Origin of the sequence: Pseudobacter ginsenosidimutans (assembly GCF_007970185.1) — a bacterium.
Taxonomy (GTDB): Bacteria; Bacteroidota; Bacteroidia; order Chitinophagales; family Chitinophagaceae; genus Pseudobacter; species Pseudobacter ginsenosidimutans.
Genome location: NZ_CP042431.1, coordinates 7,399,064 through 7,425,317 on the forward strand (window position 1 = coordinate 7,399,064; position 26,254 = coordinate 7,425,317).

Below are 26,254 nucleotides of genomic sequence, written 5' to 3' on the forward strand. Positions count from 1 at the left end.
TTTCGCGAAAAGAACGCAGGGGTCCTGCTGATCGGCTTGTTGTGCAAATTCCAGGGTGTTCTGGTAATTCATTCAAATGCGTTTATGGGTATATGTTATAACAGGTTCTAATCGATGGTAGCGATCACTTTCAGCTCGATAGCGATCGGCGTGGGCAGGCTCTTGATCTCTACAGTTGTTCTGCATGCCTGTACGCTGGTGAAATATTCTGCGTAGATCTTATTGTAAATGGGAAAGTCTTTTTTCATGTTAGTGAGAAAAACAGTCACATCCACGATCTTGTCCCAGCTGCTGCCACTGGCTTCCAGCACGGCTTTCACGTTGGCGAAAACAGAATGGCATTCGGCTTCGATATCATATTTCACGATATGGCCTTCCGCATCCAGCTCCAGTCCGGGAATGGAATTGTCCTTGGCGCTTCTCGGTCCGATACCGGAGAGGAAGAGCAGGTTGCCTACTTTTCTTGCATGGGGATAGGCGCCCAATGGAGTGGCTGCCGATGTAGTATGTACTATTTCTTTGCTCATGATAGTTGTTTACAATTGCACACAGATATTCTTTGCTTCGGTGAAAAAGCGCAATGCTTCCCATCCGCCTTCGCGGCCCACGCCGCTGTTCTTCACACCACCGAAAGGTGTTCTGAGATCGCGGAGCAGCCAGCAGTTGATCCAGATGATGCCGGATTCAACGCGTGCGCCTACACGATGTGCGCGGGTGAGATTGCTGGTCCAGATAGTAGCAGCCAGCCCGTATTGCGTGGCATTGGCGAGTTGCAATGCCTCTTCTTCCGTATTGAATTTTTGAATTGTCACCACAGGCCCGAAGATCTCTTCCTGGTTGGTGACGGTATCAGGACCAACACCTTCGATCACCGTAGGTTGAATGAACCAGCCATTTGCGCAGCGGCCTTCGGGTTGCACGGCTTGTCCGCCAACGAGAATGGTGCCGCCTTCTTCTTTGGCTTTTTCGATGCAGCCCATGACCTTTTCAAAATGTACTTTGCTGACAATAGCGCCCTGCTTGCTTTTTTCATCCATCGGGTCTCCCACTTTCAATGCTTTCACTCTTTCTACAAATTCAGTTTTGAATTTATCATAGATGCTCGCTTCCACCAAAATGCGGCTGCCGCAGAGACAGATCTGTCCCTGGTTGGCGAAGGAAGATTGCACGGTGGTATTCATCATCTTTTCCCAATCACAATCGGCGAATATGATATTCGGGTTCTTACCTCCCAGTTCGAGTGATAATTTCTTGAACACAGGCGCTGCAACAGATGCGATACGTGCTCCTGCGCGTGTGCTGCCCGTAAAAGAAATGGCTTTGATAGCGGGGTGCTGAATAATGGCTTCGCCGGTTACCGGACCAGTGCCATGCAGGATGTTCAGCACGCCGTCCGGCAGTCCGGCTTCTTTCACCACACGTCCCAGCAGGAAAGCTGTGAGTGGTGTTACCTCAGATGGTTTCGCGATCACGCAATTGCCTGCGGCCAGCGCTGGCGCTATCTTCCAGGTGAAGAGATAGAGCGGCAGGTTCCATGGAGAGATACAGCCTACCACACCGATCGGTTGACGAAGAGTATAGTTGATGGCGCTGTCCTCCATTTGGTGGCTCTCGGCAGCAAAATGCATGATGCCGGTGGCGAAGAACCTGAAATTGGCGGAGGCTCGTGGTATGTCCACCTTACGGCTCAGCCAAAGCGGTTTGCCATTATCGTTAGACTCAGCTAAAGCAAACAGTTCTTTGTTATCATCGATGAGCTCCGCGATGCGGTTGAGTATTTCGAATCTTTTTTCCAGCGGAGTAACAGACCAGGTGGTGAAGGCTTTCTGTGCAGCTTTAACAGCTACTGCCACATCCTGTTCATTGCTGTCCGGGATCTTGCCGCTCACTTCACCGGTAGCGGGATTGAAGTTATCGATGAAATTTCCACTCAGCGGTCCGATAAAACTGCCGCCGATGAAATTCTCAAGGTGCCAGGGGATATCTTGTTGCATAACGACTATTCAAATTAAATGGATCCTGTTCTTCCGCCATCTACAGGGATACTGGTGCCCGTTACATAGCTCGCCGCAGGCGAAGCCAGAAAAGCCGCTACTGCAGCCACTTCACCGGGATTACCGAACCTGCGCATCGGTACTTCCTTCGTCATTTCTTCAGCCACTTCCTCTTCAGAGATATTCTTGTTCTTTGAAGCGTTCTTCACAATGCCTTCCAGTCTTGCCGTTGTAGTAGCGCCGGGCAATACATTGTTCACAGTAATATTGAACTGCCCGAGCTCGATGCTCATGGTCTTGGCCCAGCTGGCCACTGCACCACGGATAGTATTGGATACGCCCAGGTTCTTGAGCGGTATCTTAACTGAGGTGCTCACGATATTGATGATCCTTCCGAATTGCGCAGCTTTCATTCCCGGCACAACAGCCTGCGTGAGCAGGTGATTGCAGATCAGGTGCTGATTGAAAGTATTGAGGAATTGTTCAGGCGTTGCTTCAACGATCGGACCGGGAGGCGGGCCTCCTGTATTATTGATCAGGATATGAATGGGATTGGACGCCACATGCGTACGCACCACACGGGCCACATCTTCGGGTTTGCTGAAATCGGCTACAAGATAATTGTGTTGCTGTCTCAGTGCAATATCCAGCTTCAGTATCGCCTGCTTCAATGATTCCTCATTACGGGCCAGGAGCGTACAATTGGCGCCGAGCAAAGCCAGTTCTTCTGCAATAGCCAGCCCGATTCCCTGCGAACTTCCGCAGATCAGGGCATTTTTTCCTTCGAGAGAAAGATTCATAGCAAGCTTTTTTATAGGGCTTCAAATGTACACAGATTAATTATGTTTTGGCCTTCCGCTAAAACATTAACTTTACGGCGCCTGACTTCATAATCATTACATTGCTAAAACCTGTCATATGCCAATTGCAGCACCTTTCAACCTGAAGAAATGGATCGATGACCACCGCGATCTGCTGAAACCTCCTGTAGGCAATCAATGCGTTTACAAGGATGCAGAGAATTTTATCGTGATGGTGGTTGGCGGCCCCAATGCACGTAAAGATTATCACTACAATGAAAGTGAAGAACTGTATTACCAACTGGAAGGAAATATGGTACTGAAGATCATCGACAATGGCGAGCCCCGCAGCATTCCCATCAATGAGGGCGATATGTTCCTGCTTCCCCCGATGACGCCGCACAGCCCGCAAAGGCCCGCCAATACGGTTGGACTGGTGATTGAAAAGATCCGTGAAGATGAAGAGAACGAGAAAGACGCCTTCATGTGGTTCTGCGAGAACTGCGGCAATAAGCTGTTTGAAGAATTCGTATTTGTAAAAGATATCGTGAAGCAACTGCCTCCGATCATGGAAAAATTCTATGGCTCCCCGGAGCTGCGCACCTGTAAAAAATGCGGTACCGTAATGGAGCCGCCTGTGAAAAAGTAATCCCCGCATGAAGATCGACATACACACGCATATCATGCCCGAAAAAATGCCCAACTGGGTACAGAAATTCGGGTACGGAGAATTCATTCACCTGGAACATCGCAACTGCAAAGCCTGCATGATGAAAGGTGATAAATTGTTCAGAGAAGTAGAAGACAATTGTTTCAAAGCCACCCTGCGCGAAGAGGAAATGAATGCAACGGGTGTAGACATCCAGGTACTTTCCACTATTCCTGTTTTATTCAATTACTGGGCAAAGCCCGCGGACGGACTGGAGACCTCCCGTTTCTTCAATGACCATATTGCAGAGACTGCCGGTCTGCAACCTGACCGCTTCATTGGATTAGGCACTGTTCCCTTACAAGACATCGGTCTTTCTGTACGTGAGATGGAACGCTGCGTTCATGAACTGAAACTGCCTGGTCTCGAGATCGGCAGTAATATCAATGGCAGGAATTTGTCAGATCCATCTTTCTTTCCTTTCTATGAAGCCGCATCGGAACTGGGTTGCGCCCTGTTTGTGCATCCCTGGGAAATGATGGGCGAAACACAGATGCAAAAATACTGGCTGCCCTGGCTTGTAGGCATGCCGGCTGAGACCAGTCGCGCTATCTGCAGCATGATCTTCGGTGGCGTATTTGAGAAGTTCCCGAAACTGCGCGTGGCGTTTGCACATGGCGGCGGTTCTTTTCCTTTTACCATTGGCAGGATCCAGCATGGGTTTGATGTAAGACCAGATCTGGTGGCGATAGATAACCCGGTTTCACCAAGGGATTATATCGGAAAATTCTGGGTGGATAGTCTGGTGCATGATGCATCGGCTATGAAATTCCTGATCGACACGATGGGAGAAGATAAGATCTGTTTAGGTAGCGATTATCCTTTCCCGTTAGGCGAGCATGTGCCAGGGAAATTGATAGAAGAGATGGATCTTTCGGAGAATATCAAAGAAAACCTGTTACATAAAAACGCCCTGCGCTGGCTGGGTAAATAAAGATAATAAAATAGAAACCCGGCATCTCTTGCTTTAGCTATTGCATTGCAAGTGATGCCGGGTTTGTTATTGGTCCGGTAGGATGAATTATCTTTTATATTGTTTAATCACTTTTCGTTCCATATTCGGGTCAGGCCAAATTTCAATCCTATAAAAATCAAGTTTAATATACCATTGGTTTATTTTGGGGGAAAGTTGAGGCATATTTCTAAAACAGATCAGGATAATCTGAAATGATCCCATCCACTCCCAATGCTTTCAGTTTATCGATGCCTGCTTTATCATTCACCGTCCAGGGAACGATCTTCATATTGAGCAGATGCGCTTCGTCCACCATGGCTTTGTTCACGCTTACAAAATAGGGACTGTAAATAGTGGGCGTAAATCCGAGCTCATCCAGTTGTTGCTGCATACTGCGTTTACTCACGCCTTCCACCAGCGCGGCTGTCATCACTGCAGGATATTTTGCATGCAGCACTTTCAGTGTGCGGAAATCGAAGCTCTGGATGATCACGCGATGGGCAATGCCTGCTTTGTTGATAACACCCATCAAAAGATCAACGAATTCTTCAGGTGCAGGATGATAGATATTATCACCGGCAGGCTGGGTCTTGGTCTCGATATTATAAAAGACTGGCTTACGTCCTTTTTGTTTTACAGCAGATTCTACCTTTTCGATCAATTCACTGAGCAGAGGTTTGGTGGCAGCCATCTTCTGTTGCTTCGGGAAAGCCGGATTGGGTTTCAATCCTACGTCGTACCGCTGGGTTTCTGCGTAGGTCATCTGGAAAATATTCAAGCTTTTTTCTTCGGCTTCAGACACCAGTGAACCATCTGGTTTTGTGGTGATATGATGATTGAAGAAGGGCTCGTGTGAGAGAATCACCTGTTTGTCTTTGGTGATCACTGCGTCCATTTCCAGGGTAGTAATATTGAGATTGAGGGCATGCAGCATAGCGGGAATAGTATTCTCCGGCATGATGCCGCGGCAACCGCGGTGGCCTTCTGCGTCGAATGCGGGTAGTTGCACAGTAGCTTTTTTCTGTGTGGTACAGGCAGCCAGCAAGAGAGCGCCTGCAACAAATGTATAAACGATCTTCTTCATACCCCAATGTTACAGGATAATGCGGATCATTTGTTCTTAAATAATTGTGATGCTCTTTTTTCCATTTCCGCTGCAATGAACTGCGCATCGGCGGAACCTTTCTTTAATTGCGCGATGATGTTATGATAACTCGCTTCATCACGGTTCTGGCTCAGTTTGAAAGTAGCATCCAGCTTCGATACTTTGATCTCGAAACCTACGATCGCTTTTGCCAGCGGATTCACATATTCCGGTGAAAGGTTTTCATATACAGATGGAGAAGCGGGATCATTCTCAAATAGGTTCTGCGTATCGCGCAGGATCTCCAGCAGCATTGATTCACTGGTGAACTCCATCATACCCTGCGCCTGCGCCGACATATAATTCCAGGTGCCGCCGGAACGCGGATTGCTGTACCAGCTGGGGCTCACGTAGGTATGCGGGCTGGTGAAAAGCGCCAGTACGCGCGGGTTCTGTTCAAATGCTTTGTGATGACTGGTCTTGCGCATGATGTGACCAAGAAGAGAAATAGACTCGCCCTGCTGCCTGATCAGCAGCGGCACCTGGGTTGCTACAGGAGCGCCTCCGGCATCGCTGCCGATCAGGGTTGCAAAGGGATGTTGTTGTATGAAGGCCAGCACTGTGGCCAGATCCTTTTCTACGTATTCGGAAAGGTTATACATCAGTACTTTTTCTTCTTTTTCTTTTGCTGTCCGGGTGCATACGGCTTGGCCGATTGCGAACCGGTGAGCTTTTTCATCTGTCCCGGCGGTAAAGGTTTTGATTTTACCACCGTTGTTTTTTTGGTAGTACGGCAGGCTGTACCGGCTACCAATACTGTGAATAAACAAATAACTGAAAGGATCAATGGCTTCATAGTTGGATATTTTAAAGAGATAAATTTAATCGATCACTTCCACTACCCTCGTAGCCGCCAGGTTTGCATTACGCATCGCGATGCTCCTGATGGTATTGGCGGCAAATTCCATGAAGGCGCGTTTCGTTACATTATCATCACTGATCATAACAGGTTTGCCATTGTCGCCACCTTCGCGGATACCCTGCACCAGCGGGATCTGACCGAGGAATGGAATATCGTACTCTTCAGCAAGTTTCTTGCCACCATCTTTTCCGAAGATATAGTATTTGTTATCCGGTAATTCTGCAGGCGTGAAATAGCTCATGTTCTCCACCAGTCCGATAATGGGCACTTTGATCTGCGCCTGTCCGAACATAGCGATACCTTTCTTGGCATCTGCCAGCGCCACTTCCTGCGGCGTGGTCACTACCACAACGCCGGTCACGGGCACGGTTTGCATCAACGTCAGGTGTATATCACCGGTACCCGGAGGCATATCGATGATCAGGTAATCCAGCTCATCCCAATCCACATCGGTAGCAAACTGGCGGATGGCGCTGCTGGCCATGGGACCACGCCAAACAACGGCATTCTTTTCGTCTACCAGTAATCCGATGCTCATGAGGCGGATACCATATTTTTCCAAAGGAACGATCATTCCTTTTTCGCTTCCTTCCACGGAACGCATCATCGGCCTTTGTCCGCGAACACCAAACATGATGGGAACACTCGGTCCATAAATATCAGCATCCATCAGCCCAACAGAAGCTCCGCTGCTGGCGATGGCTAACGCCAGGTTGGCAGCAACAGTACTCTTACCTACTCCACCTTTTCCACTCACAACGGCAATGATATTTTTCACTTTGGGCAGAACGGCCTGGGTATCTTTACGGGTGCTGCTGGTATTGGCTGTGAAATTCACGGTAACGTTCGCATCTTTGTTCACCAGCAATTTCACGGCGTTCACACAGGCATTCCTGATCAGGTCTTTCATGGGGCAGGCCGGAGTTGTGAGCACAACTGTAAAGGAAACATTGTTCCCATCCACCACGATGTCTTTCACCATGTTGAGTGTCACAATGTCTTTACCAAGATCAGGCTCCTGTACGTTGCTCAAAGCCTGCAATATTTTCTCCGGGGTCATTCGTCTAATTATTTTGTTAAAAGAATCGATTGGCTGCAAAATTAACCATTAAGGAGGGTATTTTGTTGAGTGTATTTTATTCATAGTCTGTATATTTGAACTGCATGAAAAGACATTTACTAATCCTGTTGGTAGTCAGCATTATCGCTCCCTTTGCGGCCAACGCCCAATTTGAGAAACTCAAGGATTCCGTTGTTCAATTGTATGGGATTGTGATGACAGCTGATAGCCTGAAGGGTATTCCTTCTGTGAGTGTAGTGGTAAAAGGACAGAACAGGGGTACCGTCAGTAACGAGCAGGGTGTGTTCTCGATCGTAGTGATGAAGGGCGACCAGATCGAATTCACTTCGGTTGGTTATAAAGCCAAACTGGTAGATATCCCGCGCGATATTGAAGGGAACCAGTACAGCATGATCCAGTTACTGGTGATTGATGCCGAATACCTCCCCGCTACCATCATCAAGCCCCGTCCCACGAAGGAGGAGTTTGAAAGGGATTTCGTGAACATCTCCATTCCCTCCGATGCTATCGAGATCGCACGTCAGAATAATGATGAGTCCAAACGCCGGATCCTGGCCAGAGCCCTCCCCTCCGATGGCCGCGAAGCTTCCAATATGATGCTCCGCAATAATGCCAGCAGGTATTATTATTATGGACAAACACCTCCTCAGAATATCTTCAATCCCTTTGCCTGGGCTGAATTCGTGAACGCCTGGAAAAGGGGCGACTTCAAAAACAAATAACTGTTAGTTTTTTTCTACATTTGCCCCGCTTGTACTTATCAGCATATTAAAAAAACATTGTATGTCATTACAACAGGTAGCCGTCATAGGCGCGGGCACTATGGGCAATGGTATCGCGCATGTATTTGCCCAGGGAGGTTTCAAAGTGAACCTCATCGATGTAAACCAGGCCCAGCTTGAAAAAGCTTTACAGACAATCACAAAGAACTTCGACAGACAAATAGCCAAAGGAAGCGCCACTGAAGATCAGAAAGCTGCTGCCCTCGGCAGGATCACCACTTTCAATGATCTCTCCGCCGGTGTACTCAATGCAGAACTGGTAGTTGAAGCCGCCACTGAGAATGTAGACCTGAAGCTGAAAATTTTCAAACAGCTGGACGAATGCGCCAACCCCAATGCTATCCTGGCCACCAACACCTCTTCCATCTCCATCACTAAGATCGCCTCCGTAACCAAAAGGGCCAATAAGGTGATCGGTATGCACTTCATGAACCCTGTGCCGGTAATGAAACTGGTAGAGATCATCAATGGATATGCTACGGATAAAGATGTAACCGACATGATCGTTGCGCTGAGCAAACAACTGGGCAAGGTTCCCTGCGTGGTGAATGATTATCCGGGTTTCATTGCCAACCGCATCCTGATGCCGATGATCAACGAAGCCATTTACAGTCTTTATGAAGGCGTTGCCGGTGTGGAAGAGATCGATACGGTAATGAAATTAGGCATGGCACATCCGATGGGACCATTGCAACTGGCGGATTTTATCGGCCTTGATGTTTGCTACTCCATTCTCAAAGTACTGCACGATGGATTTGGTAATCCGAAATATGCGCCCTGTCCCCTGCTCACCAATATGGTTACAGCCGGTTACCTCGGCGCCAAGAGTGGAGAAGGATTTTATAAATACACGCCAGGCAGCAAAGACCTGGTAGTAAGCGGTATGTTCAAAAAGTAATCGCAGCTCAACTAATTTCACAGGCGCTCCAAATGTTAAAAATGGAGCGCCTGTTTTATTTTATCTGGCATTTCTGAAAAAGATTTCATTGATTTGTAGAACGAAGGGGTGCAATAATTCCTGCTTCAATTTGATAAAGATCCATCCGGGTCTATTTTTTCCGGCACATACTTTGCAACACAAAGTGCTTTCAACAAGCCGGTCTCATTGTTAAACAACTATCGATGACCAACGAAAAATTCTCTTTCCGGGCCAGGGTCGACAGTTTCGGTTATGCATTCAAGGGTATACGGAACCTGCTCAGGTATGAGCACAATGCCATAATCCATCTGATAGCCACAGCAGTGATCATCATTGCGGGCTTATGGTTAAAAATAGAGCGCTGGGAATGGATCGTGATTGTGATGGCCGTGGGTTTCGTTTGGGTAACGGAGATACTGAACACCTGTGTGGAAAGGATCATGGATTTCATATCCACGGAACAGCATCCAAAGATCGGCGTCATCAAAGACCTGGCAGCAGGAGCCGTTCTGATTGCCGCGCTTACTGCAGTAGTAGCCGGCGCATTTATTTTCATCCCAAAAATCATTGCCCTTTTATGAATACTATGAAACTAACGGCCTTCAATATCCGCCGATTTATTCCTTCCGAGCAAATAGATAAAGCGCTTTCGCTTTCAGTATTGTTCAGTATTGCCATGATTGCCGGCAGGATCATTTATACAGGTCATTTCACTTATCTCTTTCTTGTCTGGAATCTTTTCCTGGCCGTATTGCCTTATCTCATTACGAAGGCCATCAGTCGTGAACCACGCCTGATCAACACGCGTATGAAATTCATCATTGTTTTTCTGCTGTGGCTGTTCTGGATGCCGAATGCTTTCTACATCATAACAGATCTGTTCCACCTTGGCTCTACCCCGAATATGCCGCGCTGGTACGACCTCGCCCTGATCCTGAGTTGCGCCTGGAATGGAGTGATGATGGGAGTATTGAGTGTAAGACAAATGGAAAAGATCTGGCATGTACGTGTGCCGCAGATCCGCGAATGGTGGTTCATGGCGCCCGTGATGTTCCTCAATGCCTGGGGAGTATATATCGGGAGATTCCTCCGTTTCAATACCTGGGATATCATTTCCAACCCATTTGTATTGATGGCTGATATTTTTGAAATGATATTGCATCCGGTGGAGAACAGGATCGCCTGGAGCATGGTGCTCTGCTATGCAGTGCTGATGGGCATCATGTATGTGACGTTGAAGCAGTTGAGTAAGGCGATACGTTAAGGTTGTTGTTTACTTCTTTCGTATTCCAGTGTTCTTACTACAAATGAAAGGTTCTCGGTATATGCCTCATCATCAGCATGAGTGAAAAAAGCAGTTGTGAAACGTTCCAGAACAGCATCGCTTCTTAACCATTCGGACAACTCCGGTACCGGCTTGATCTGTTTATCAAAACATTTCATTTCACCCTTGAATAACCAGGAAAATTCTTGATAGATCAATGCAGTAAGTCGCTTGGTGGCAACCGGACTACTTGCTTTTTCCCATGTTGCAAGCAGTTGAGGTAAGTCTGGATATATCTTAACGATAGGAATGAAGTACTCAAGAAAAAAATCATCCCTGGATATCGGAACCGGCTCTTCCAGGATATTTTTCCATAAACAAAGAAGATAATGAGTAATCGCTTCCCGCTCTTCTGTAGGCCAGGTAAGCCATTTAGCAATTTCAAACTTGATGAAGAATACTTCCACTTCAAAAGCCGGACAGTCCAATTCACCTGTCAATTCAAGGATTCGGGGAAGGAAATGCTTGAGATCAGGTTCCATGCCCCAGGTATAAAGGAGGCTGGTTGAAAAAAGACTTAGATCGTTATTGGTTAAATCCCGAAGGGGTTTGCTGAAAAGAAGGCCATTCATTTCTTCCGGGGTACCTTTCAACGGACTAACGCACATATTGATATCACCCGGATAAACAGAGAAGACTTCGTATAAACGCTCAACAGCTAATCTCAATTCCGCTGTCATGAATAAAGTTTGAAGTTGAATACTTAAGCATTCTTCCTTACCTCCACTCCCCTGATATCTTTAAACCGGTACAAAGCCTCTTCCATTCTGGCTTTGGGGATTCCGATCACCAGCTTGCAGAACAGCATCGCTTCCTGCTCTATTACGGTGCAGTTGAGTTGTTTTACGATCATCATCACATCGTTCATCATCGTGTAATCGAAGGTGAGTGTGTAGTTGGCTTCGATGGCTTTCTGAATGGCCGGTGTTACCTGCAATACCATGGAGGCTGCACTTTTGTAAGCATTGATCAGTCCGGGTACTCCCAGCAGGGTACCACCGAAATAACGCACTACTACAATCAAGGTATCCGTGAGCTGTTTGCTGTCTATCTGCCCCAGGATGGGCTTGCCGGCAGTGCCGGAAGGTTCTCCGTCATCGCTGACGCGAAAGGTATTGCCGTCTGTCCCTAACCGGTAGGCAAAGCAATGGTGAGTGGCTTTGGGATGTTCTTTCTTTACATCCTCCAGCCTTTTCTTGAAATCCTCCACTGATGCTACCGGAAAAGCATAAGCGATAAATTTGCTGCCGCGGTCTTTGAATTCGGCCACGCCTGATTTTTCGATAGTACTATAGAAGTCCTGCTCAATCATTGTTGTCATAATGATACCACCGGTCTTGAAAAGACCTGAATTATGTCTGTTAGAATTTGTTCTGTGTAAACCGATTCCGCCATCAGCAGCCTGGGTGCAGGCAATCCTGTTCCTGCTGTGAGGGCTGTGTTGGTGATCACACGGGCCTCGTCCCAATATCCTGAATCGATGAAGGATTGCAGCAAAACTGCGCCGCCTTCCACCAGCACACTGTTGATCCGAAGCTGGTGCAAACACTTCAATATCTGTGGCACCAGTTCTTTTTTCCTGTCGATCTGTATGTACTGAATTCCATTTTTTTCTCCCTGTCTGATGGCATTGATCACGATGGTCTTTGAACCATCGTTGAACAATTGCAGGGTTTTCGGCAATCGAAGATCTATGTCTACCACCAGCCGGATGGGATCAGGCCCATTCCAGTAGCGCGTATTCAGTTGAGGATCGTCCTGCATGGCAGTATTGGTGCCCACCAGGATCGCCGCTTCTTCGGAGCGCCAGCGATGCACAAATCGATTGGTGAGCGCATTGCTGATCAAAAGACGTTCCCCGGGAATGCCGGCAATGAATCCATCAGCTGTTTGCGCCCATTTCAAAATCACATAAGGGCGATAAGCCGTATGATATGTAAAGAATCTTTTGTTGAGTTCCTTTGCATCCTCCTCACAAATTCCCAGGATCACATCGATGCCAGCTGCACGCATTTTTTCTATGCCCTTGCCATCCACTTCAGGAAAGGGATCACGGCAGCCGACCACTACCAAAGGAATTTTATGACGAATCAGCAAATCTGCACAGGGCGGCGTTTTGCCATAATGCGCACAAGGCTCCAGGCTCACATACATCACGGACTGACTGATCAGGGCTTTGTCTGTTTCAGACACTGCATTGATGCAATTCACTTCTGCATGCGGCCCTCCATATTGCTGATGGTACCCTTCTCCGATGATCCTTCCATTATGCACCAACACCGCGCCCACCAGGGGATTGGGTGCAACATGCCCTGCTCCCAGAACGGCCAGTTCAAGGCAGCGCTGCATGAAGCGCTCATGCACCATTATGGATGGATCGGCGATGTTCAGCATTAGAAAAACTAAGGGGATGATTGGATAACGCCTGCAAATATAACGGTTTCCCGCGGCACACCTTAACTTTGCGCCATGACCATCCAGGATGCCAGAGCATATCTCCAATTACAACTCGCTGCTGTATACGAAAACAGGGAAGCCGCCAATATCGCCGATTGGGTATTGGAAAGCCTTACAGGACTAAGCAGGAGCGCAAGACTGGTTCGCCAGCAGGAGCATCTGACTACGGATCAGAAGGCTTTATTCGATCAGCATCTCCCGGACCTCCTCCGCCATCGCCCCGTTCAATATGTGCTGGGAGAATCCTGGTTCCATGGCTTACGTTTCCATGTAAACGAAAATGTTCTGATCCCCCGCCCTGAAACAGAAGAACTGGTGGACTGGATCATCAATGAACACCAGCACCAGCAACTACTACGCATACTCGATATAGGCACAGGCAGCGGCTGTATTCCCATCGCCCTGAAAAAAGCATTGCCGCAGGCTACCGTATACAGTTGCGATGTGAGCGCAGGCGCACTGGAAGTGGCAAGGAAAAATGCCGCTGATCTTGAAGCGGAAATTCATTTCATCCAACAAAATATCTTAGACGATTCACTTTGGGAGCAACTGCCTGAAGTGGATCTCATCGTTTCCAATCCTCCCTATATTCCTGAACACAACAAGGAGAGCATGCATGCCAATGTGCTGGAACATGAACCACACCTCGCTTTGTTTGTGAGCAATAATGATCCGCTCACCTTTTACAGGGCTATTGCAGAATTATCCGGAAAAAAACTGAAAGAAGACGGAGATGTGTATGCAGAGATCCATGAAGACCTGGGGGCCGCCACCCTGGCGCTCTTTCAGGAGAAAGGATTCGGCAGGGTGACGCTCAGGCGTGATATGCAGGAAAAAGATAGAATGATAAAAGCGGCAGGGCTTACTTCACGTTAGCCACTGTTTTGGCGCCGGCCCTGGTGGCCAGTCGCATAATGCGGAACACTTCCCCGAAATAAGCAGATGTATCGGCATTGATCACCACTACGGGTGTATCCACATGCGTCTTGAACTTCAGGATCTCGGCCTTCACCATGGTATCTATCAGCATGGGATCGATCAGTTTGGTGCCCAGGTAATAATTCTGGTTCTTATCGATACTAACCGTGATATGTTGCTTGGCCTTGGTGTCCTTGGTGCCTTTCGGATTATTTACCTTAACGATATTCGGATTGGCGATAGTAGAAACGATCAGGAAGAAGAAAAGGAGGATGAACAGGATATCGTTGAGCGCTCCTGCATGTAACTCCTGGTGTGATCGTAATCTTCTTCTTAAATTCATGAGCTGTTGTTTTTGCTGTCAGCAGTAGTGCGTTTATCGCGTGGGCTCCTGCAAAATATCGATGAACTCTGAGCTGGCGGCTTCCATCCTGTTCACATTCTTGTCGATCTGTGCATTCAGGAAATTATAACCAACATAGGCCAGCAGACCAATGATCAGACCGGAAGCGGAAGTGATCATCTTGGTGTAGATACCACCTGCAATCTGTGCAGGCGTGAAATCACCGGAGGCATTGATATTGTAGAACAACTGCAACATACCGAAGATGGTTCCGAGGAACCCGAACATCGGTGCGATACCGTAAACGAGTGATAGTACAGAAAGGTTCTTCTCCATTTTGTATACTTCCAGCTTGCCCACATTTTCCATGCTCTTCTCGATGGCGTCGATGGGTTTGCCGATGCGCTGCAATCCTTTATCGATCATACGCGCCACTGGATTGGCGGTGTTCCTGGCCAATGCACGAGCAGACTGCACATTGCCGCTCAGGATATTGTCGCGGATGATGTTCATGAAGTTGGGATCGAGATGGCTTGATTTGCGAATGGAGAGCCATCTTTCAAAAAAGAAGAACACAGCCAGAACAAACAAAGCAGCGAGTGGGATCATCAGCGGACCGCCCCTGGTGAGCATGTCCATCACATTCATTGACTGTTGAGAAGCATCGGTTACCGCTCCTACGGTCTGTTTCACCGTATCAGTAGCGCCAATCTGTAAAAAGAACCAGTTCATCCAGTTTTGTTTAAGTTGTAAATGTAAACAAATGCGTGCCTAAAACGATTGCACCCGTTTATATATTTCTTAAAAGATTGTTATGATCTACCTGTCAGATCCGCCTTTCATTTGAAGCATACCCATGATCTGCCCCATTGTTTTTTGCATGCCTTCACTGCTGCCATCGAGGAAAATGATATTACCCTTGCCCACTTCTGCAAAATTCTTGATGGCTTCGGTCCACATACTGAAGAGGATCACATTGGTATCGAGATTTGCCTGCTTCATTTGTTCAGCAGCCTGACTCATACCTTTGGCCACTTCTTCGCGGAAGAGTGCCACACCCTGACCACGCAATTGTGCTGCCTGCCTTTCCGCTTCTGCAGCGATCTTGATGGCATTGCCTTCTGCTTCCGCAGATTTCGTTTTGGTGATCAGCAATGCCTGTCCTTCATTCTCTGCAGCAGCTTTCAGGTTATTACTGGCCACTACTTTGCTCATGGAGTCCAGGATCACTTTATCGAAAGTGATATCGTTGATCTGCAGGTCCAGCAGGTGATAGCCCCAGGTTTCCAGCAGTACATCGATCTGTTCCTTTACATATTCAACGATCTCTTTGCGCAGTCCGAGGATCTCCGCCTGCCTCTTCGTAGCCACAAAAGAACGGATGGTGCCTTCGATAGTACGTGTAAGCGCCTGCATCAGATCACGCTCACTGAGGAATTTGAATGCTACTTTCTTTATGGTTTCTTCATCATCGTTCTGCACAGCATACAAAAGCATACTCTTGAAATATACGTTGGCCTGGTCTGCAGTCACTGCCTGGAATTCCATTTCAACAGAGCGGTTCTGCACACTTACCCTGCGGTTGATCTGTTCGATGAATGGGATCAGGAACCTTAAACCTGGTCTGATCACACGTTGATATCTACCGAACATGGTGATCACGCCAACATATCCCTGGTTGATCGTTTTCAATCCGGCAAAGAGTATCAGCAGGATTACCAGAACATACCAGTATTGTGTGATTTGATGCATAAAGGAAAAATTTGTGCCAAAATACATTTTTTTGATCAGAGAAAAGAGCGGGTGGGTATCTTTGGAATAACTCAAGCGCGGCTATGGAGAATCAGTTTGACCTCATTATCGTTGGCGGAGGCCCTATCGGGCTGGCCTGTGCACTGGAAGCGGCAAAAGCAGGACTGAGCTATGTGATACTCGAAAAGGGATGCCTGGTGAATTCACTCTATCATTATCCCAGTAATATGACCTTCTTTTCCACTTCGGAGAAGATCGAGATCGGAGGCATTCCCTTCGTTTCCAACAATGTAAAGCCCACCAGGCCGGAAGCGCTGGAGTATTACCGCCGTGTAGCCACCAGCAACCAGGTGCACATCCAGCTCCAGGAAAAAGTAACAGGTATCCGCCAAATCAGCAACGGTTATGCGGTAGCCACCAGCAAGAACAGTTACAGCTCCAGTTATGTCATACTCGCAACAGGCTTCTATGATATTCCCGTTCTGATGCATGTTCCGGGAGAAGAGCTTCCCAAAGTAACGCATTACTACAAAGACCCGCATTTCTATGCCATGCAACGCGTGGTAGTAGTGGGCGCCAACAACTCTGCCGTGGATGCCGCGCTGGAAACTTATCGAAAAGGAGCAGCAGTAACGATGGTGATACGCGAGAACAGTATCGGCAAACGCGTGAAATACTGGGTGAAACCTGATATCGAGAACCGGATTAAAGAAGGCAGCGTCAACGCCTTCTTCAACTCCTCCGTAAAAGAAATAAGAGAGACAACAGTAGATATTCAAACACCGGACGGTGTGGTCACCATTCAAAATGATTATGTGATCGCTATGACGGGCTACCAGCCAGACTTCCAGCTATTGCAGCAGTCAGGGATAAGATTATCCGAAGATGCCGTCCGGCAACCTGATTACAACCCAAACACGATGGAGTCGAATATGCCGGGCATCTATCTGGCCGGTGTAGTATGCGGAGGCATGAACACACATGTATGGTTCATCGAGAATTCGCGTGTGCATGCCAGTAAGATCATCGATGCAATAAAAGAGAAAGCAGTCTCCTAAGCAATACTCCCTTTTTCTTCCCAGATCGCGGCCAGGTGCACAGTCATTTCCACAGCTTTCTCCATATCCTGCACACTTACATATTCATGCTTGCCATGAAAAGCCATTTCACCAGTGAAAAGATTCGGGCAGGGCAGTCCCATGAAGCTCAGCCTGGAACCGTCTGTGCCGCCGCGGGCGCTGCTGGCAATCACTTCCATGCCTGCACGCTCAACAGCTTCCTTCGCAAATGCTGCCACCTGCGGATACTGGTCCAGCACTTCTTTCATGTTACGGTATTGCTCCCGCACCTGTACATCTACACGAGCGCCAGGAAAGATTTTCAACGCATCATTCGCTTTATCGCGGAGATAATCAGCATAGGCAGTGAGCTTGCCTGTAACGAAATCGCGGAGAATGAATTCCACCGTCACTTTCTCACCGATACCTTCTATATGCACGGGATGCACAAAGCCATATCGGCCATCGGTGGTTTCAGGGCTCAGCTCATCCTTGGGTAAGGAATCGATAAAGGCAGAAGCCACTTTGATGGCATTCACCAGCTTGTCTTTACCATAACCCGGATGCGCACTCACGCCGTAGAAAGTAAATGTGATGGCATCTGCGGAAAAGGTTTCATCCTCCACCACACCACGTTCACCTGCATCCAGCGTATAACCGAATTCTGCGCCGAGCTGTTCCATATTCACATGATCCACGCCCCTGCCGATCTCTTCATCAGTGGTGAAGAGAATACGGATAGCACCGTGTTTCACTTCGGGATGGGTGATAAGGTAATTGGCCATATCCATGATCACGGCCACGCCGGCCTTATCATCTGCTCCCAGCAAAGTAGTGCCTGACGCGGTGATGATGTCTTCCCCGATCTTTTTAGAAAGATAGGGATGTTCCCTGGTGGTGATCACCTGCGTGGGATCATCGGGCAGCACGATGTCTGCACCTGAATAATTCTCATGAACGATGGGCTTCACCCCTGCTCCGGTGCAATCCGGCGCCGTGTCTACATGCGAACAGAAGCAGATCACGGGCACCTTTTTCTCGGAATTGGAAGGAATGGTGGCGTATACATAACCGTGGAGATCCACCGAAGCATCAGCAATGCCCATGGCCTGGAGCTCCTTTGCCAGCAGGCGGCTCAGGGTAAACTGCTTTTCGGTGCTGGGAGATGTTTTGGAATGCGGATCGCTCTGGGTGTCGATCGTCACATAACGCAGAAATTTTTCCCTCACAGTAAATGAATACTTATCGAACATGGAATTGTATTTTTGGCAAGATATATAATTACCTACAGATGATGGAACGATTACCAGCTATTCCCAACGGTTGGGTCAGGGTTACAGTTTTTCTCCTGTCATATATTTTCTGCGTGGTGCTGCTGGGCGTACTGCTGGCAACATTGGTGATTACCGGCCGGGTGAACCTGCAGCTGACACCTGCCACCATGCTGCAGCTGGTAGCCATCACTTCTTTGGTAAGTCTCTTCCTGGTGGCGGTGTTCAGGATCTATGCAGACAGGCGTTCAATACAAAGCCTGGGACTAACGCCCTTCAGTAAAGACGGCTGGGTGGGGCTTCTGTTGTCCATCGCGATGCTCGGTTGCGGATCACTGTTATTATACGCCAATGGCAATCTGCACTGGGCAGATTATTCCTTCGATCCATATTATTTCTTCATCGGCCTTGGTCTGATGATCCTGGTGGCCTTCTCCGAAGAGCTGGTGTTCAGGGGCTATATATTAGGCAACCTCCTTGAAGTGAGTAAAAACAAATGGAATGCACTGGCGATTTCTGCCGTATTGTTTGCACTGGTGCATATGAGCAATGCGGGGATCAGCTTTGCAGCGATACTGAACCTTCTCCTGGCAGGATTTCTGCTGGGATTGAATTATGTATATACCAGGAATTTATGGTTTTCCATCTTTTTTCATTTCGGATGGAATTTCCTGCAGGGACCTGTACTTGGCTATGAAGTAAGCGGGCTGGGCATTCCCGGCGTTCTACAGGTGGAGCTGAGTGGCAATCCATTGCTGACCGGTGATAAATTCGGATTTGAAGGATCGCTGATGGCAACATTCCTGTTACTCACAGCGATCCTGCTGCTGTATCTTGCCTTTGAAAAAAGAAAATCAGCTGAAGCGTAGATTTCTTTCCATTATTTCTTTTTTGGTGCAGGCTTTTTAGGCGTTGTGGATTTTGCGGCAGCGGCTGCTTCTGCCCTGGCTTTGGCTTCTGCTTCAGCAGCTTCCACATCGGCATACACGATCCTGTATTCAGGAATTGCCAGCGTGCCAAACACATCGGGAAAAATGTAAATGATGTTCTTCTCTGAATTCTGTCCTGCATCAACGAATGTCCAGGTTTCACCATCATCTTTCGACTGACCTACCAGGTAGGAATAGATGCGGCATTTTCGTTCTTCCATCTGTGTATACCTGATCTTCTCCAGTACACATTGCCATTCATCCGTTCCCTTGTTCATGAGGGTGATCATGGATGTTTGCTCGGGTTTGTCCACGTCCTTATTGGGCTCATTGTGATAGTACATGGTTTTGAAATGCTCTTTATAAGCATCTTTACCACCGTAATATTTTACGGCCGAATAAGTGGTGAGATTGTGAAATGCTTCCCAGTTCTCGTAGAAGTAAGAACGCATCATGCTGTCTGCATAGAATTTTGCTTTCCTGGAAATAGAAGCCGTATCCTGGGAAAATGCGGCGAAAGAAATGAGGCAAATGCACAAAGAGATGCTCAGCTTTTTGAGGGCTTTCATAGGGATTAACTTTGCCGCCAAACTATAAAAAAACCCGGTATTTGTCAATACCGGGTTTTTACTATGTTTTATTGCAGCATTCCACAACAGGAATGCTTAGGGCATAATGATGCGGGAAGGGCTGTCAATAGCTACCAGCTCGATGTCGAACACGAGGTCCTGACCTGCGAGCGGATGGTTGGCATCCAGGGTAACAGTGTCTGCGCCAACACCTGTGATCACTACAGGAATCACTTGTCCTGCTCCGTTAGTCATATTCAGGTGCATGCCTGGTTCGGGTTTCATATCGGGAGGGAAGTTAGCAATAGGGAACTCAACGATCATTCCCGGGTCTTTCGGACCGTAAGCCTGTTCAACCGGAATATTGATAGTCTTCTTTTCACCGATGCTCATTCCTTCAACACCCTGGTCGAACCCGGCAATCACTGAGCCGGTGCCTACCTGGAATTCCAATGGCTCCCTGCCTTCAGAAGAATCGAAAGTGGTTCCATCAGTTAAACGACCATGATAATGCACTTTTACAGTATCGCCGTTTTTAGCTTGTTGCATAACAGTAAAGATTTTTAAGGTATAGGTACAAAGTAACAGGAATTATCCTGCCTTGCCAAATCGGAATTACAGGGCATTTCAGGCTCATGTTCGGGTTCCGGCCCGGAGTTTGGACTATCTTTGAGAACCTAAAAGAAGCCAAAGTATGAAGCGAATTCTCAACGTATTGCTGGTTTTCATTGCGTCAGCCATTTCAGTTGCAGCCCAGGACCCTGCCTGGGGCGTAAGACCGGATGATATCAATAATATTATCACAGGCGCAGAAAGAGTTCCGGCCCTGCTTTCACAGTTGAAGGGGAAAAGGCTCGCCATCTTCGCCAATCATACTTCACAGGTAAAAGGAGTGAACCTGGTAGACCTCCTCCACAGCAAGGGCTTCAGGATTTCCGTTGTATTCGGACCTGAGCATGGATTCAGGGGCACTGCAGATGCAGGGGAAAAAGTCAGTAATTATAAAGATAAAAAAACGGGCATTCCCGTGGTATCACTCTATGGTTCCAAACGCCGCCCATCCGCGGAAGATCTTAAAAATGTTGACCTGATGGTCTTCGATATCCAGGATGTGGGAACCAGATTCTACACTTATATTTCCTCACTGGAAGAATATATGATCGCCGCCTTTGAAAATGGTAAGCCGCTGCTGGTACTAGACAGGCCCAATCCCAATGGTTTTTATGTAGATGGCCCTGTACTGGACACAGCATTCCGCTCCTTCGTGGGTATGCAACCTGTTCCTGTAGTGTATGGCATGACCATCGGGGAATATGCAAAAATGCTGGTTGGGCAAAAATGGATAAAAGGAAAATTCAATCCGGGCAACGCAGCAGTAAAAGAGTTCAACAATCATAAGGATCTTATTGCTTTTCTTCAAAGCAAAGAAAAACTGAAGATGATGATCCTCCCCTGCCTCAATTACAGGCATAGCCAGAAATATATCCTTCCCGTGAAACCCTCTCCCAACCTGCCGGATATTCAAAGCATCTATTGTTATCCCAGCACCTGCTTCTTTGAAGGCACCACATTGAGCGAAGGACGGGGTACGCCGATGCCATTCAGAATATTCGGGCACCCCGCACTTCCATCTTCACTGAAAAGCTTTACGCCAAAGGGTGTGCCGGGAGCGGGTAATCCGAAGCTGAAAGACCAGCTCTGCTATGGATGGGAGATCGAAGGATCACCTGAAGAAATATTAAAACAGATCGATGGCAGGATACAACTGAAATGGTTACTCGAAGCATACCGTCTGTTCCCCAAAAAGGATTCCTTCTTTCTCAATAAAGGGGCATTCTTCAATAAACTGGCAGGCAATGCCGATCTGCAACAACAATTGAAAGAGGGAAAGACGGAAGAACAGATCCGCGCCAGTTGGGAACCCGGCCTGAAAGAGTTCAAGTATATCAGGAAGAAATACCTGATCTATTCAGATCTCTGATTAGGAAACAGGCAATACCATTACCGGGATAGAACTATGCCATGCCAGTCTTTTGGATACACTTTTCCTGAAGATGGCAGCCAGGCCATTTTGGTGACGGTGCAGTGCGATGATCAGCCCTGCTTCTTTTTCACTGGTGAAATCATTGATGCCTGTTACGATATCAGGATCGCTTATGTAATGATATGTTGCGTGGTATTTGTCGAGCAGCGAATGTGTATCGCCGATCTGGTCCCTGAGCCCGGTTACATCGCCTTCTGCCTGACTCACGTTCACCACCAGGAGGTCCGATCCCAATGTATCGAGTACTTTCAACAACAGAGGTGTGTCCATTTTTTCCCTTACATCTTTCAGGTCTGTAGCCAGCACTACTTTATGCGGATATTCCACCACAGTTTCAGAAGGCACGATCAGCAAAGGATAACGGATATTTCCCATGACGCGGATCGCATTGCTGCCGATCAGTAATTTTTCCATACCTGTTCTTCCGGTGATGCCCATCACCACGAGGTCGATCATTTTCTCTTCGCAAATGCGATTGATCCTGCTTTCGAGGATAGTGTCTTCCATAAGAAAGCTCACTTCAATACCAGGCCCTGCCAACTGACGGAGTGAATCCTGCCATACTTCCAACGTGTGGATGGTTTCGTTGCGCAATTCCTCCCTGCCCGCTGCAACCGTTGGCATGCTTTCCAGCGCAGTGTTTGCCTGATCGGCATAAAAGATCAGCAGATGTTCTGTTTTCCATTTTTTGGCAAGCATACAGGCGTACTCTGCTGCAAGAAATGCATTATCGGAAAAATCGGTCAGTAAGAGAATGGATTTCATGAAGCTGATTTTTTAAAAATGAGAGGGCAGACGAAGCTAAGGGAATCAGATTACCTGAATATTAAAAAAAGGAATGCATCTTTGCTACTCCAATTTACGAAGTCCCGGGCAAATCTGAACAGCTCATTTTAAAACTCGATATATCATGAAATCATTTAAAGACCTCCGCATCATTTTTATGGGAACGCCTGAGTTTGCAGTAGCATCGCTGGATGCGCTGGTACAGGCAGGAGGCAATATCGTGGGTGTGGTAACGGCTCCGGACAAACCAGCGGGCAGAGGCATGAAACTCACCGAAAGTGCAGTAAAGAAATATGCAGCCGAACGGGGCCTGAACCTTCTCCAGCCGGAAAAGCTCCGCGATCCTCAATTCCTGGAAGCATTGCGCGCACTGGAAGCCGATATACAGATCGTTGTAGCTTTTCGCATGCTACCTGAAATAGTCTGGGATATGCCCCCCATGGGCACCGTGAACCTGCACGGTTCTTTATTGCCGCAGTACCGCGGCGCAGCGCCAATCAACTGGGCTGTGATCAACGGTGAGGCCTATACGGGCGTTACTACTTTTCAACTGCAGCACGCAATTGATACAGGCAATATCCTGCTGCAGGAAAAATTCGCCATCAATGAAACAGATACTGCCGGAGACGTACACGATACGATGAAGAATATCGGCGCTGACCTGCTGGTGAGAACAGTGCAGGAACTGGCCGCAGGAACCATCCGCCCATTACCACAGGAACAGGCAGCCGAAGGAGTGGAACTCAAACATGCTCCCAAACTTTTCACGGAAACACAGAAAATCGACTGGTCGTTACCGGTAGATCAGGTGTATAACCTGATCCGGGGATTGTCGCCCTACCCTACTGCCTTTACTTATTTGCAGGATAAGACCCTGAAAATTTTCCAGGCAAAGAAAGAACATGGCGAACCTTCACTGCATCCCGGAGCAGTGCTGACAGATCACAAAACGTTTTTGAAATTCGCAGCAGCAGACGGATATATCCATGTGCTGGAAATGCAGCTGGAAGGGAAAAAAAGAATGCTTGTGGAAGATTTCTTGCGGGGGTTCCGGTTTTAACAGGCAACTCCTACCACTCCACATTCACATAGAACTTTCCGATAGTAGCTCCCAGCTCTGTGGCTGCTGCATCACTGAGCCTGAGGTTCAATCCGATGTTCTCCTTCATCTCGGGCATTTGTCCCAATACTTTTGCGTAGACGGTTTTATTGGTAGAAGAGAAAGATACTTTCACGATGGTACCAACAGGTACATTATTCATCAGCGCATAGTATTTACCATCTTTCCATCCGCTGTTACTGCGGAAGATAGCAGCATTGCCTGAAGTTCCTTTGCCGGTATTGTTGAAATTACTCCTGAAATAACCTCCTTTGAAGTTAACGGGACCGCTGTTGCCGGGAGCAGGTTCAGCAGTGGCTGGTGCTGTTGCTTTCGGTTCTTCCTTAACCGGTTCTGTCTTCACAGGCTCTGTCTTCACTGGTTCAGCCTTTGGACCAGGTATATCAATCGGCTGGTTTGGTTTGGAAGGAGGAGGAGTTGTTATGGCTACATCTTTCACTGGTGCAGGCTGCGCCGGAGGGTCGGTTTTAGCGATGGGCTCGGCGCTGGTCACCGGTTTATTGGTTGCCATTGCCACCAGCGGACTCTGGCCGGTTTTTACTTTGAGATATCCTACAATCAGCTTCATGCCGGCACGGAGCTGATCATTCGTTACATTATTCCATTTTTCAAGATTAGCGATCGGCACTTTGTTATGACCAATGCTGATTCGATACATCCATTCTTTATCTGCCACCACGTGATGAACAGGCACCAATACTTCATCGGAGGCTTTGGCGCCATCAAGTGTATAGTTCATGTCTGTAAGCGGGATCTTCAGCACCTGGCCAATGGCCAGTGGTTTTTCCATACTGAGACCATTGAACGGCGCCATCTCTTTCGGGCTCTGGTTATAGATACGTCCCACACTGTACCAGTTCTCTTTGGCTGCTACTGTATGCGTGAGATACAACTGAGGTGTAGCTCCATGCACTACCAGCGGGCTCTGAGCAGATACAAACTGAACCAAAAAAAGACCACAGATCAAAAGAAATCGGCTGATGCTTGTCATAGCTTGCTTGTTTCGTAACCGTGCAAATGTAGAATATTTTAATTGCTTCCGCTTTTCAGGATCCGCCAGTTGGAAGGATAATAATTGTTTACCCTGTTGGGCAGGACCTTCACCCAGCCCAATGGCAGATTTTCATATTTCACCAATGCCCATCCAGTGGGAGCGTCCGATAAAATAACTTGTTCCTTTCTCAAATATTGCAGGGCATCCTCCTTTTTTAACGATACCGCAACAGTTGAAGGATGCAGCAGTGTGCTCATCGCCAGCGAATGATCGGGCACCAGTTGCTGCCCGGCCAGTTTTCCAACGGTGATCCCGGCATGACGCACGTATAAATTGTCAGCAACCACCAGCAATTCCTGTTCCAATAATGCAGGGAATGCCAGCAATTGTTCCTGTTGTTTCCACAGCTGAATGCCCGCGTCCTGATTCAGCCAGGGCATTACGGCCGCCACTTCGCCTTTGGACGCTTTTTGTACTTTAGGCTTCTTCGGAGCACGGTAATGGAATTGCCCCCGTCTTTTTTCCGGAAAGCGGCAAGGAAAAATCCTTCGCCCTTCACCTGATCAGGAAAGAACCGGTAACCAGATCCTTTTCTTTCCGGCGATTGTACTTCCACAATATTCCAATCCGCCTGTAATTGCAAAGGCAGTGATTCCAGTTCAAAATTATTCAGTAACCAGTCGATGATCTGTTCATCTTCTTCTTGTGAATAAGAACAGGTGGAATAAATAAGGGTGCCATCTTCAGCAAGCGATGGATAATAATCGGCCAGGATGCGCTGCTGCCGCTGGCTGCAGAGCTGCACAGCATGAGGGCTCCACTCAGCAATGGCTTCGGGCTCGCGCCGGAACAATCCGCTACCGCTGCAGGGCGCATCGATCACCAGCACGTCGAAGAAATTTTCGAGGGAACTGAAATCAGCGGGATCATTGTTGGTCACCATTACATTCGCCCCACCCCATTTCACGAGATTCTCTTCCAGGATGGAAGCGCGTGATTTGATCACCTCATTGCTCACCAGCAAACTATCTGCAGAGATCAGTGATTGCAGGTGCGTGCTTTTGCCTCCAGGCGCAGCACAACCATCCAGCACACGCAATGACTGGTTCAGATCGAGCGTTTGCCGCATGGCCTGCTCCACAAACATACTGCTGGCCTCCTGCACATAGTAGGCGCCCGCATGCAATAAAGGATCGAATGTAAAGAAAGGACGTTCCTGAAGATAGTAGCCATTGTCTGTCCAGGGGATCTTCCCACTCACGGGCAGGCTTATCCGATAAGTTTCCAGTCCACCGGCCAGCAAAGAAGCTTTGGCCGGATTGACGCGAACGGAGGTCACCTGTTCACCCGAGCGGTGAACGGCTTCAAATGCTTCCCGGTGATAGCCGGGCACTCCTTCCAGCGATTGCAGTAACGCAACCGGTAAATCCATATCACTCCCCA

At 47.9% G+C, this 26,254-nt stretch carries 31 protein-coding genes; 11 read left to right on the forward strand and 20 right to left on the reverse strand.

The annotated features are described in order from the left end of the window. Nucleotides 1-107: 107 nt before the first annotated feature. Genes FSB84_RS28990 through FSB84_RS29000 form a run of 3 tightly spaced genes read right to left on the reverse strand, consistent with a single transcriptional unit; the run spans nucleotide 108 to nucleotide 2,794 of the window. Entirely contained in the window at nucleotides 108-527 is a 420-nt protein-coding gene (locus FSB84_RS28990) for a RidA family protein (protein WP_130543953.1), read from the reverse strand. 9 nt (nucleotides 528-536) lie between these two features. Beyond that, on the reverse strand, nucleotides 537-1,994 hold the full coding sequence (locus tag FSB84_RS28995; RefSeq protein ID WP_130543954.1) for an aldehyde dehydrogenase: 1,458 nt from the start codon (nucleotides 1,992-1,994) through the stop codon (nucleotides 537-539). 14 nt (nucleotides 1,995-2,008) lie between these two features. After that, a complete protein-coding gene (locus FSB84_RS29000; RefSeq protein WP_130543955.1) occupies nucleotides 2,009-2,794 on the reverse strand; it encodes an SDR family oxidoreductase in 786 nt (261 codons plus the stop codon). Between the two features lie 118 nt (nucleotides 2,795-2,912). Between FSB84_RS29000 and FSB84_RS29005 the strand changes: the two genes are divergently transcribed. Both FSB84_RS29005 and FSB84_RS29010 read left to right on the forward strand, forming a co-directional pair. After that, complete coding sequence (locus FSB84_RS29005) at nucleotides 2,913-3,443, forward strand: 3-hydroxyanthranilate 3,4-dioxygenase (RefSeq protein WP_192909893.1); 531 nt, start codon at nucleotides 2,913-2,915, stop codon at nucleotides 3,441-3,443. 7 nt (nucleotides 3,444-3,450) lie between these two features. Next, nucleotides 3,451-4,437 (forward strand): amidohydrolase family protein, encoded by a 987-nt coding sequence (locus FSB84_RS29010; protein ID WP_130543956.1) that lies wholly within the window; start codon nucleotides 3,451-3,453, stop codon nucleotides 4,435-4,437. A gap of 208 nt (nucleotides 4,438-4,645) precedes the next feature. Here the strand turns inward: FSB84_RS29010 and FSB84_RS29015 are convergent, their stop codons facing one another. The 4 genes from FSB84_RS29015 to FSB84_RS29030 are packed head-to-tail and all read right to left on the reverse strand — an operon-like array spanning nucleotide 4,646 to nucleotide 7,524. Then, nucleotides 4,646-5,542, reverse strand: a complete 897-nt coding sequence (locus FSB84_RS29015; protein WP_130543957.1) for a glycerophosphodiester phosphodiesterase — start codon at nucleotides 5,540-5,542, stop codon at nucleotides 4,646-4,648. 26 nt (nucleotides 5,543-5,568) lie between these two features. Further along, complete coding sequence (locus FSB84_RS29020; protein ID WP_130543958.1) at nucleotides 5,569-6,204, reverse strand: FMN-binding negative transcriptional regulator; 636 nt, start codon at nucleotides 6,202-6,204, stop codon at nucleotides 5,569-5,571. Continuing rightward, nucleotides 6,204-6,398, reverse strand: coding sequence for a hypothetical protein (locus FSB84_RS29025; RefSeq protein WP_130543959.1), 195 nt, complete (start codon nucleotides 6,396-6,398; stop codon nucleotides 6,204-6,206). Before FSB84_RS29025 ends, FSB84_RS29020 begins: the two co-directional genes overlap by 1 nt. 25 nt (nucleotides 6,399-6,423) lie before the next feature. Then, nucleotides 6,424-7,524 carry an Mrp/NBP35 family ATP-binding protein gene (locus FSB84_RS29030; RefSeq protein ID WP_130543960.1) on the reverse strand — a complete coding sequence of 367 codons (1,101 nt, stop codon included), beginning with the start codon at nucleotides 7,522-7,524 and terminating at the stop codon, nucleotides 6,424-6,426. 104 nt (nucleotides 7,525-7,628) lie between these two features. Between FSB84_RS29030 and FSB84_RS29035 the strand changes: the two genes are divergently transcribed. From FSB84_RS29035 to FSB84_RS29050, 4 genes are all read left to right on the forward strand, one after another. Continuing rightward, nucleotides 7,629-8,267 (forward strand): carboxypeptidase-like regulatory domain-containing protein, encoded by a 639-nt coding sequence (locus FSB84_RS29035; RefSeq protein WP_165434955.1) that lies wholly within the window; start codon nucleotides 7,629-7,631, stop codon nucleotides 8,265-8,267. Between the two features lie 61 nt (nucleotides 8,268-8,328). Next, the gene (locus FSB84_RS29040) at nucleotides 8,329-9,225 is read left to right on the forward strand and encodes a 3-hydroxybutyryl-CoA dehydrogenase (RefSeq protein ID WP_130543961.1); all 897 of its coding nucleotides are present in this window, start codon (nucleotides 8,329-8,331) and stop codon (nucleotides 9,223-9,225) included. 224 nt (nucleotides 9,226-9,449) lie between these two features. After that, the gene (locus FSB84_RS29045; RefSeq protein WP_130543962.1) at nucleotides 9,450-9,827 is read left to right on the forward strand and encodes a diacylglycerol kinase family protein; all 378 of its coding nucleotides are present in this window, start codon (nucleotides 9,450-9,452) and stop codon (nucleotides 9,825-9,827) included. Next, a complete protein-coding gene (locus FSB84_RS29050) occupies nucleotides 9,824-10,510 on the forward strand; it encodes a DUF1361 domain-containing protein (RefSeq protein WP_130543963.1) in 687 nt (228 codons plus the stop codon). The genes FSB84_RS29045 and FSB84_RS29050 overlap by 4 nt, the downstream gene beginning before the upstream one ends. On the opposite strand, the gene FSB84_RS29055 is transcribed toward FSB84_RS29050, so the two are convergent. Genes FSB84_RS29055 through ribD form a run of 3 tightly spaced genes read right to left on the reverse strand, consistent with a single transcriptional unit; the run spans nucleotide 10,507 to nucleotide 12,964 of the window. Further along, nucleotides 10,507-11,250 (reverse strand): hypothetical protein, encoded by a 744-nt coding sequence (locus FSB84_RS29055; protein ID WP_130543964.1) that lies wholly within the window; start codon nucleotides 11,248-11,250, stop codon nucleotides 10,507-10,509. The two genes, FSB84_RS29050 and FSB84_RS29055, sit on opposite strands and share 4 nt — an antisense overlap. 23 nt (nucleotides 11,251-11,273) lie before the next feature. Then, nucleotides 11,274-11,891, reverse strand: a complete 618-nt coding sequence (locus tag FSB84_RS29060; protein ID WP_225979920.1) for an IMPACT family protein — start codon at nucleotides 11,889-11,891, stop codon at nucleotides 11,274-11,276. After that, entirely contained in the window at nucleotides 11,888-12,964 is a 1,077-nt protein-coding gene (gene ribD / locus FSB84_RS29065; protein ID WP_225979921.1) for a bifunctional diaminohydroxyphosphoribosylaminopyrimidine deaminase/5-amino-6-(5-phosphoribosylamino)uracil reductase RibD, read from the reverse strand. Before ribD ends, FSB84_RS29060 begins: the two co-directional genes overlap by 4 nt. A gap of 75 nt (nucleotides 12,965-13,039) precedes the next feature. On the opposite strand from ribD, the gene prmC reads away from it, so the two are divergent. After that, a complete protein-coding gene (gene prmC, locus FSB84_RS29070; RefSeq protein WP_130543965.1) occupies nucleotides 13,040-13,903 on the forward strand; it encodes a peptide chain release factor N(5)-glutamine methyltransferase in 864 nt (287 codons plus the stop codon). Here the strand turns inward: prmC and FSB84_RS29075 are convergent. The 3 genes from FSB84_RS29075 to FSB84_RS29085 all read right to left on the reverse strand — a co-directional run bounded on the left by FSB84_RS29075 (nucleotide 13,890) and on the right by FSB84_RS29085 (nucleotide 16,040). Continuing rightward, complete coding sequence (locus tag FSB84_RS29075) at nucleotides 13,890-14,288, reverse strand: ExbD/TolR family protein (protein ID WP_130543966.1); 399 nt, start codon at nucleotides 14,286-14,288, stop codon at nucleotides 13,890-13,892. The two genes, prmC and FSB84_RS29075, sit on opposite strands and share 14 nt — an antisense overlap. Nucleotides 14,289-14,321: 33 nt before the next feature. Continuing rightward, the gene (locus FSB84_RS29080) at nucleotides 14,322-15,020 is read right to left on the reverse strand and encodes a MotA/TolQ/ExbB proton channel family protein (RefSeq protein ID WP_130543967.1); all 699 of its coding nucleotides are present in this window, start codon (nucleotides 15,018-15,020) and stop codon (nucleotides 14,322-14,324) included. A gap of 87 nt (nucleotides 15,021-15,107) precedes the next feature. Next, nucleotides 15,108-16,040, reverse strand: a complete 933-nt coding sequence (locus FSB84_RS29085) for an SPFH domain-containing protein (RefSeq protein WP_130543968.1) — start codon at nucleotides 16,038-16,040, stop codon at nucleotides 15,108-15,110. 83 nt (nucleotides 16,041-16,123) lie between these two features. Here FSB84_RS29085 and FSB84_RS29090 point away from each other — a divergent pair, with 83 nt between their 5' ends. Beyond that, nucleotides 16,124-17,098, forward strand: a complete 975-nt coding sequence (locus FSB84_RS29090; protein ID WP_130543969.1) for a YpdA family putative bacillithiol disulfide reductase — start codon at nucleotides 16,124-16,126, stop codon at nucleotides 17,096-17,098. On the opposite strand, the gene pepT is transcribed toward FSB84_RS29090, so the two are convergent. Continuing rightward, nucleotides 17,095-18,351, reverse strand: coding sequence for a peptidase T (gene pepT / locus FSB84_RS29095; protein WP_130543970.1), 1,257 nt, complete (start codon nucleotides 18,349-18,351; stop codon nucleotides 17,095-17,097). The genes FSB84_RS29090 and pepT overlap by 4 nt on opposite strands. Before the next feature lie 38 nt (nucleotides 18,352-18,389). Here pepT and FSB84_RS29100 point away from each other — a divergent pair, with 38 nt between their 5' ends. Beyond that, a complete protein-coding gene (locus FSB84_RS29100; protein WP_158644169.1) occupies nucleotides 18,390-19,238 on the forward strand; it encodes a CPBP family intramembrane glutamic endopeptidase in 849 nt (282 codons plus the stop codon). A gap of 11 nt (nucleotides 19,239-19,249) precedes the next feature. Here FSB84_RS29100 and FSB84_RS29105 read toward each other — a convergent pair whose 3' ends face one another. Both FSB84_RS29105 and FSB84_RS29110 read right to left on the reverse strand, forming a co-directional pair. Beyond that, on the reverse strand, nucleotides 19,250-19,867 hold the full coding sequence (locus FSB84_RS29105) for a hypothetical protein (protein WP_130543972.1): 618 nt from the start codon (nucleotides 19,865-19,867) through the stop codon (nucleotides 19,250-19,252). 96 nt (nucleotides 19,868-19,963) lie between these two features. Further along, complete coding sequence (locus FSB84_RS29110) at nucleotides 19,964-20,416, reverse strand: FKBP-type peptidyl-prolyl cis-trans isomerase (protein WP_130543973.1); 453 nt, start codon at nucleotides 20,414-20,416, stop codon at nucleotides 19,964-19,966. A 145-nt stretch (nucleotides 20,417-20,561) separates the two neighbouring features. Between FSB84_RS29110 and FSB84_RS29115 the strand changes: the two genes are divergently transcribed. Beyond that, nucleotides 20,562-21,848 (forward strand): exo-beta-N-acetylmuramidase NamZ family protein, encoded by a 1,287-nt coding sequence (locus tag FSB84_RS29115; protein WP_130543974.1) that lies wholly within the window; start codon nucleotides 20,562-20,564, stop codon nucleotides 21,846-21,848. Here FSB84_RS29115 and FSB84_RS29120 read toward each other — a convergent pair whose 3' ends face one another. Continuing rightward, nucleotides 21,849-22,676 carry a universal stress protein gene (locus FSB84_RS29120; protein ID WP_130543975.1) on the reverse strand — a complete coding sequence of 276 codons (828 nt, stop codon included), beginning with the start codon at nucleotides 22,674-22,676 and terminating at the stop codon, nucleotides 21,849-21,851. 145 nt (nucleotides 22,677-22,821) lie between these two features. On the opposite strand from FSB84_RS29120, the gene fmt reads away from it, so the two are divergent. Then, on the forward strand, nucleotides 22,822-23,757 hold the full coding sequence (gene fmt, locus FSB84_RS29125) for a methionyl-tRNA formyltransferase (RefSeq protein ID WP_225979922.1): 936 nt from the start codon (nucleotides 22,822-22,824) through the stop codon (nucleotides 23,755-23,757). A 10-nt stretch (nucleotides 23,758-23,767) separates the two neighbouring features. On the opposite strand, the gene FSB84_RS29130 is transcribed toward fmt, so the two are convergent. The 3 genes from FSB84_RS29130 to FSB84_RS29135 are packed head-to-tail and all read right to left on the reverse strand — an operon-like array spanning nucleotide 23,768 to nucleotide 26,243. Next, nucleotides 23,768-24,808 (reverse strand): LysM peptidoglycan-binding domain-containing protein, encoded by a 1,041-nt coding sequence (locus FSB84_RS29130; protein WP_130543976.1) that lies wholly within the window; start codon nucleotides 24,806-24,808, stop codon nucleotides 23,768-23,770. Between the two features lie 38 nt (nucleotides 24,809-24,846). After that, nucleotides 24,847-25,251, reverse strand: a complete 405-nt coding sequence (locus FSB84_RS31325) for a methyltransferase RsmF C-terminal domain-like protein (RefSeq protein WP_225979923.1) — start codon at nucleotides 25,249-25,251, stop codon at nucleotides 24,847-24,849. Then, a complete protein-coding gene (locus FSB84_RS29135) occupies nucleotides 25,251-26,243 on the reverse strand; it encodes an RsmB/NOP family class I SAM-dependent RNA methyltransferase (protein WP_225979924.1) in 993 nt (330 codons plus the stop codon). Before FSB84_RS29135 ends, FSB84_RS31325 begins: the two co-directional genes overlap by 1 nt. Nucleotides 26,244-26,254 lie beyond the last annotated feature (11 nt).

Excerpts from the sequence above, each read along its gene's own strand:
- FSB84_RS28990 (WP_130543953.1), bottom strand. The coding sequence starts at position 527 with ATGAGCAAAGAAATAGTACATACTACATCGGCAGCCACTCCATTGGGC.
- FSB84_RS28995 (WP_130543954.1), bottom strand. The coding sequence starts at position 1,994 with ATGCAACAAGATATCCCCTGGCACCTTGAGAATTTCATCGGCGGCAGT.
- FSB84_RS29000 (WP_130543955.1), bottom strand. The coding sequence starts at position 2,794 with ATGAATCTTTCTCTCGAAGGAAAAAATGCCCTGATCTGCGGAAGTTCG.
- FSB84_RS29005 (WP_192909893.1), top strand. The coding sequence starts at position 2,913 with ATGCCAATTGCAGCACCTTTCAACCTGAAGAAATGGATCGATGACCAC.
- FSB84_RS29010 (WP_130543956.1), top strand. The coding sequence starts at position 3,451 with ATGAAGATCGACATACACACGCATATCATGCCCGAAAAAATGCCCAAC.
- FSB84_RS29015 (WP_130543957.1), bottom strand. The coding sequence starts at position 5,542 with ATGAAGAAGATCGTTTATACATTTGTTGCAGGCGCTCTCTTGCTGGCT.
- FSB84_RS29020 (WP_130543958.1), bottom strand. The coding sequence starts at position 6,204 with ATGTATAACCTTTCCGAATACGTAGAAAAGGATCTGGCCACAGTGCTG.
- FSB84_RS29025 (WP_130543959.1), bottom strand. The coding sequence starts at position 6,398 with ATGAAGCCATTGATCCTTTCAGTTATTTGTTTATTCACAGTATTGGTA.
- FSB84_RS29030 (WP_130543960.1), bottom strand. The coding sequence starts at position 7,524 with ATGACCCCGGAGAAAATATTGCAGGCTTTGAGCAACGTACAGGAGCCT.
- FSB84_RS29035 (WP_165434955.1), top strand. The coding sequence starts at position 7,629 with ATGAAAAGACATTTACTAATCCTGTTGGTAGTCAGCATTATCGCTCCC.
- FSB84_RS29040 (WP_130543961.1), top strand. The coding sequence starts at position 8,329 with ATGTCATTACAACAGGTAGCCGTCATAGGCGCGGGCACTATGGGCAAT.
- FSB84_RS29045 (WP_130543962.1), top strand. The coding sequence starts at position 9,450 with ATGACCAACGAAAAATTCTCTTTCCGGGCCAGGGTCGACAGTTTCGGT.
- FSB84_RS29050 (WP_130543963.1), top strand. The coding sequence starts at position 9,824 with ATGAATACTATGAAACTAACGGCCTTCAATATCCGCCGATTTATTCCT.
- FSB84_RS29055 (WP_130543964.1), bottom strand. The coding sequence starts at position 11,250 with ATGACAGCGGAATTGAGATTAGCTGTTGAGCGTTTATACGAAGTCTTC.
- FSB84_RS29060 (WP_225979920.1), bottom strand. The coding sequence starts at position 11,891 with ATGACAACAATGATTGAGCAGGACTTCTATAGTACTATCGAAAAATCA.
- ribD (WP_225979921.1), bottom strand. The coding sequence starts at position 12,964 with ATGCTGAACATCGCCGATCCATCCATAATGGTGCATGAGCGCTTCATG.
- prmC (WP_130543965.1), top strand. The coding sequence starts at position 13,040 with ATGACCATCCAGGATGCCAGAGCATATCTCCAATTACAACTCGCTGCT.
- FSB84_RS29075 (WP_130543966.1), bottom strand. The coding sequence starts at position 14,288 with ATGAATTTAAGAAGAAGATTACGATCACACCAGGAGTTACATGCAGGA.
- FSB84_RS29080 (WP_130543967.1), bottom strand. The coding sequence starts at position 15,020 with ATGAACTGGTTCTTTTTACAGATTGGCGCTACTGATACGGTGAAACAG.
- FSB84_RS29085 (WP_130543968.1), bottom strand. The coding sequence starts at position 16,040 with ATGCATCAAATCACACAATACTGGTATGTTCTGGTAATCCTGCTGATA.
- FSB84_RS29090 (WP_130543969.1), top strand. The coding sequence starts at position 16,124 with ATGGAGAATCAGTTTGACCTCATTATCGTTGGCGGAGGCCCTATCGGG.
- pepT (WP_130543970.1), bottom strand. The coding sequence starts at position 18,351 with ATGTTCGATAAGTATTCATTTACTGTGAGGGAAAAATTTCTGCGTTAT.
- FSB84_RS29100 (WP_158644169.1), top strand. The coding sequence starts at position 18,390 with ATGATGGAACGATTACCAGCTATTCCCAACGGTTGGGTCAGGGTTACA.
- FSB84_RS29105 (WP_130543972.1), bottom strand. The coding sequence starts at position 19,867 with ATGAAAGCCCTCAAAAAGCTGAGCATCTCTTTGTGCATTTGCCTCATT.
- FSB84_RS29110 (WP_130543973.1), bottom strand. The coding sequence starts at position 20,416 with ATGCAACAAGCTAAAAACGGCGATACTGTAAAAGTGCATTATCATGGT.
- FSB84_RS29115 (WP_130543974.1), top strand. The coding sequence starts at position 20,562 with ATGAAGCGAATTCTCAACGTATTGCTGGTTTTCATTGCGTCAGCCATT.
- FSB84_RS29120 (WP_130543975.1), bottom strand. The coding sequence starts at position 22,676 with ATGAAATCCATTCTCTTACTGACCGATTTTTCCGATAATGCATTTCTT.
- fmt (WP_225979922.1), top strand. The coding sequence starts at position 22,822 with ATGAAATCATTTAAAGACCTCCGCATCATTTTTATGGGAACGCCTGAG.
- FSB84_RS29130 (WP_130543976.1), bottom strand. The coding sequence starts at position 24,808 with ATGACAAGCATCAGCCGATTTCTTTTGATCTGTGGTCTTTTTTTGGTT.
- FSB84_RS31325 (WP_225979923.1), bottom strand. The coding sequence starts at position 25,251 with ATGCCCTGGCTGAATCAGGACGCGGGCATTCAGCTGTGGAAACAACAG.
- FSB84_RS29135 (WP_225979924.1), bottom strand. The coding sequence starts at position 26,243 with ATGGATTTACCGGTTGCGTTACTGCAATCGCTGGAAGGAGTGCCCGGC.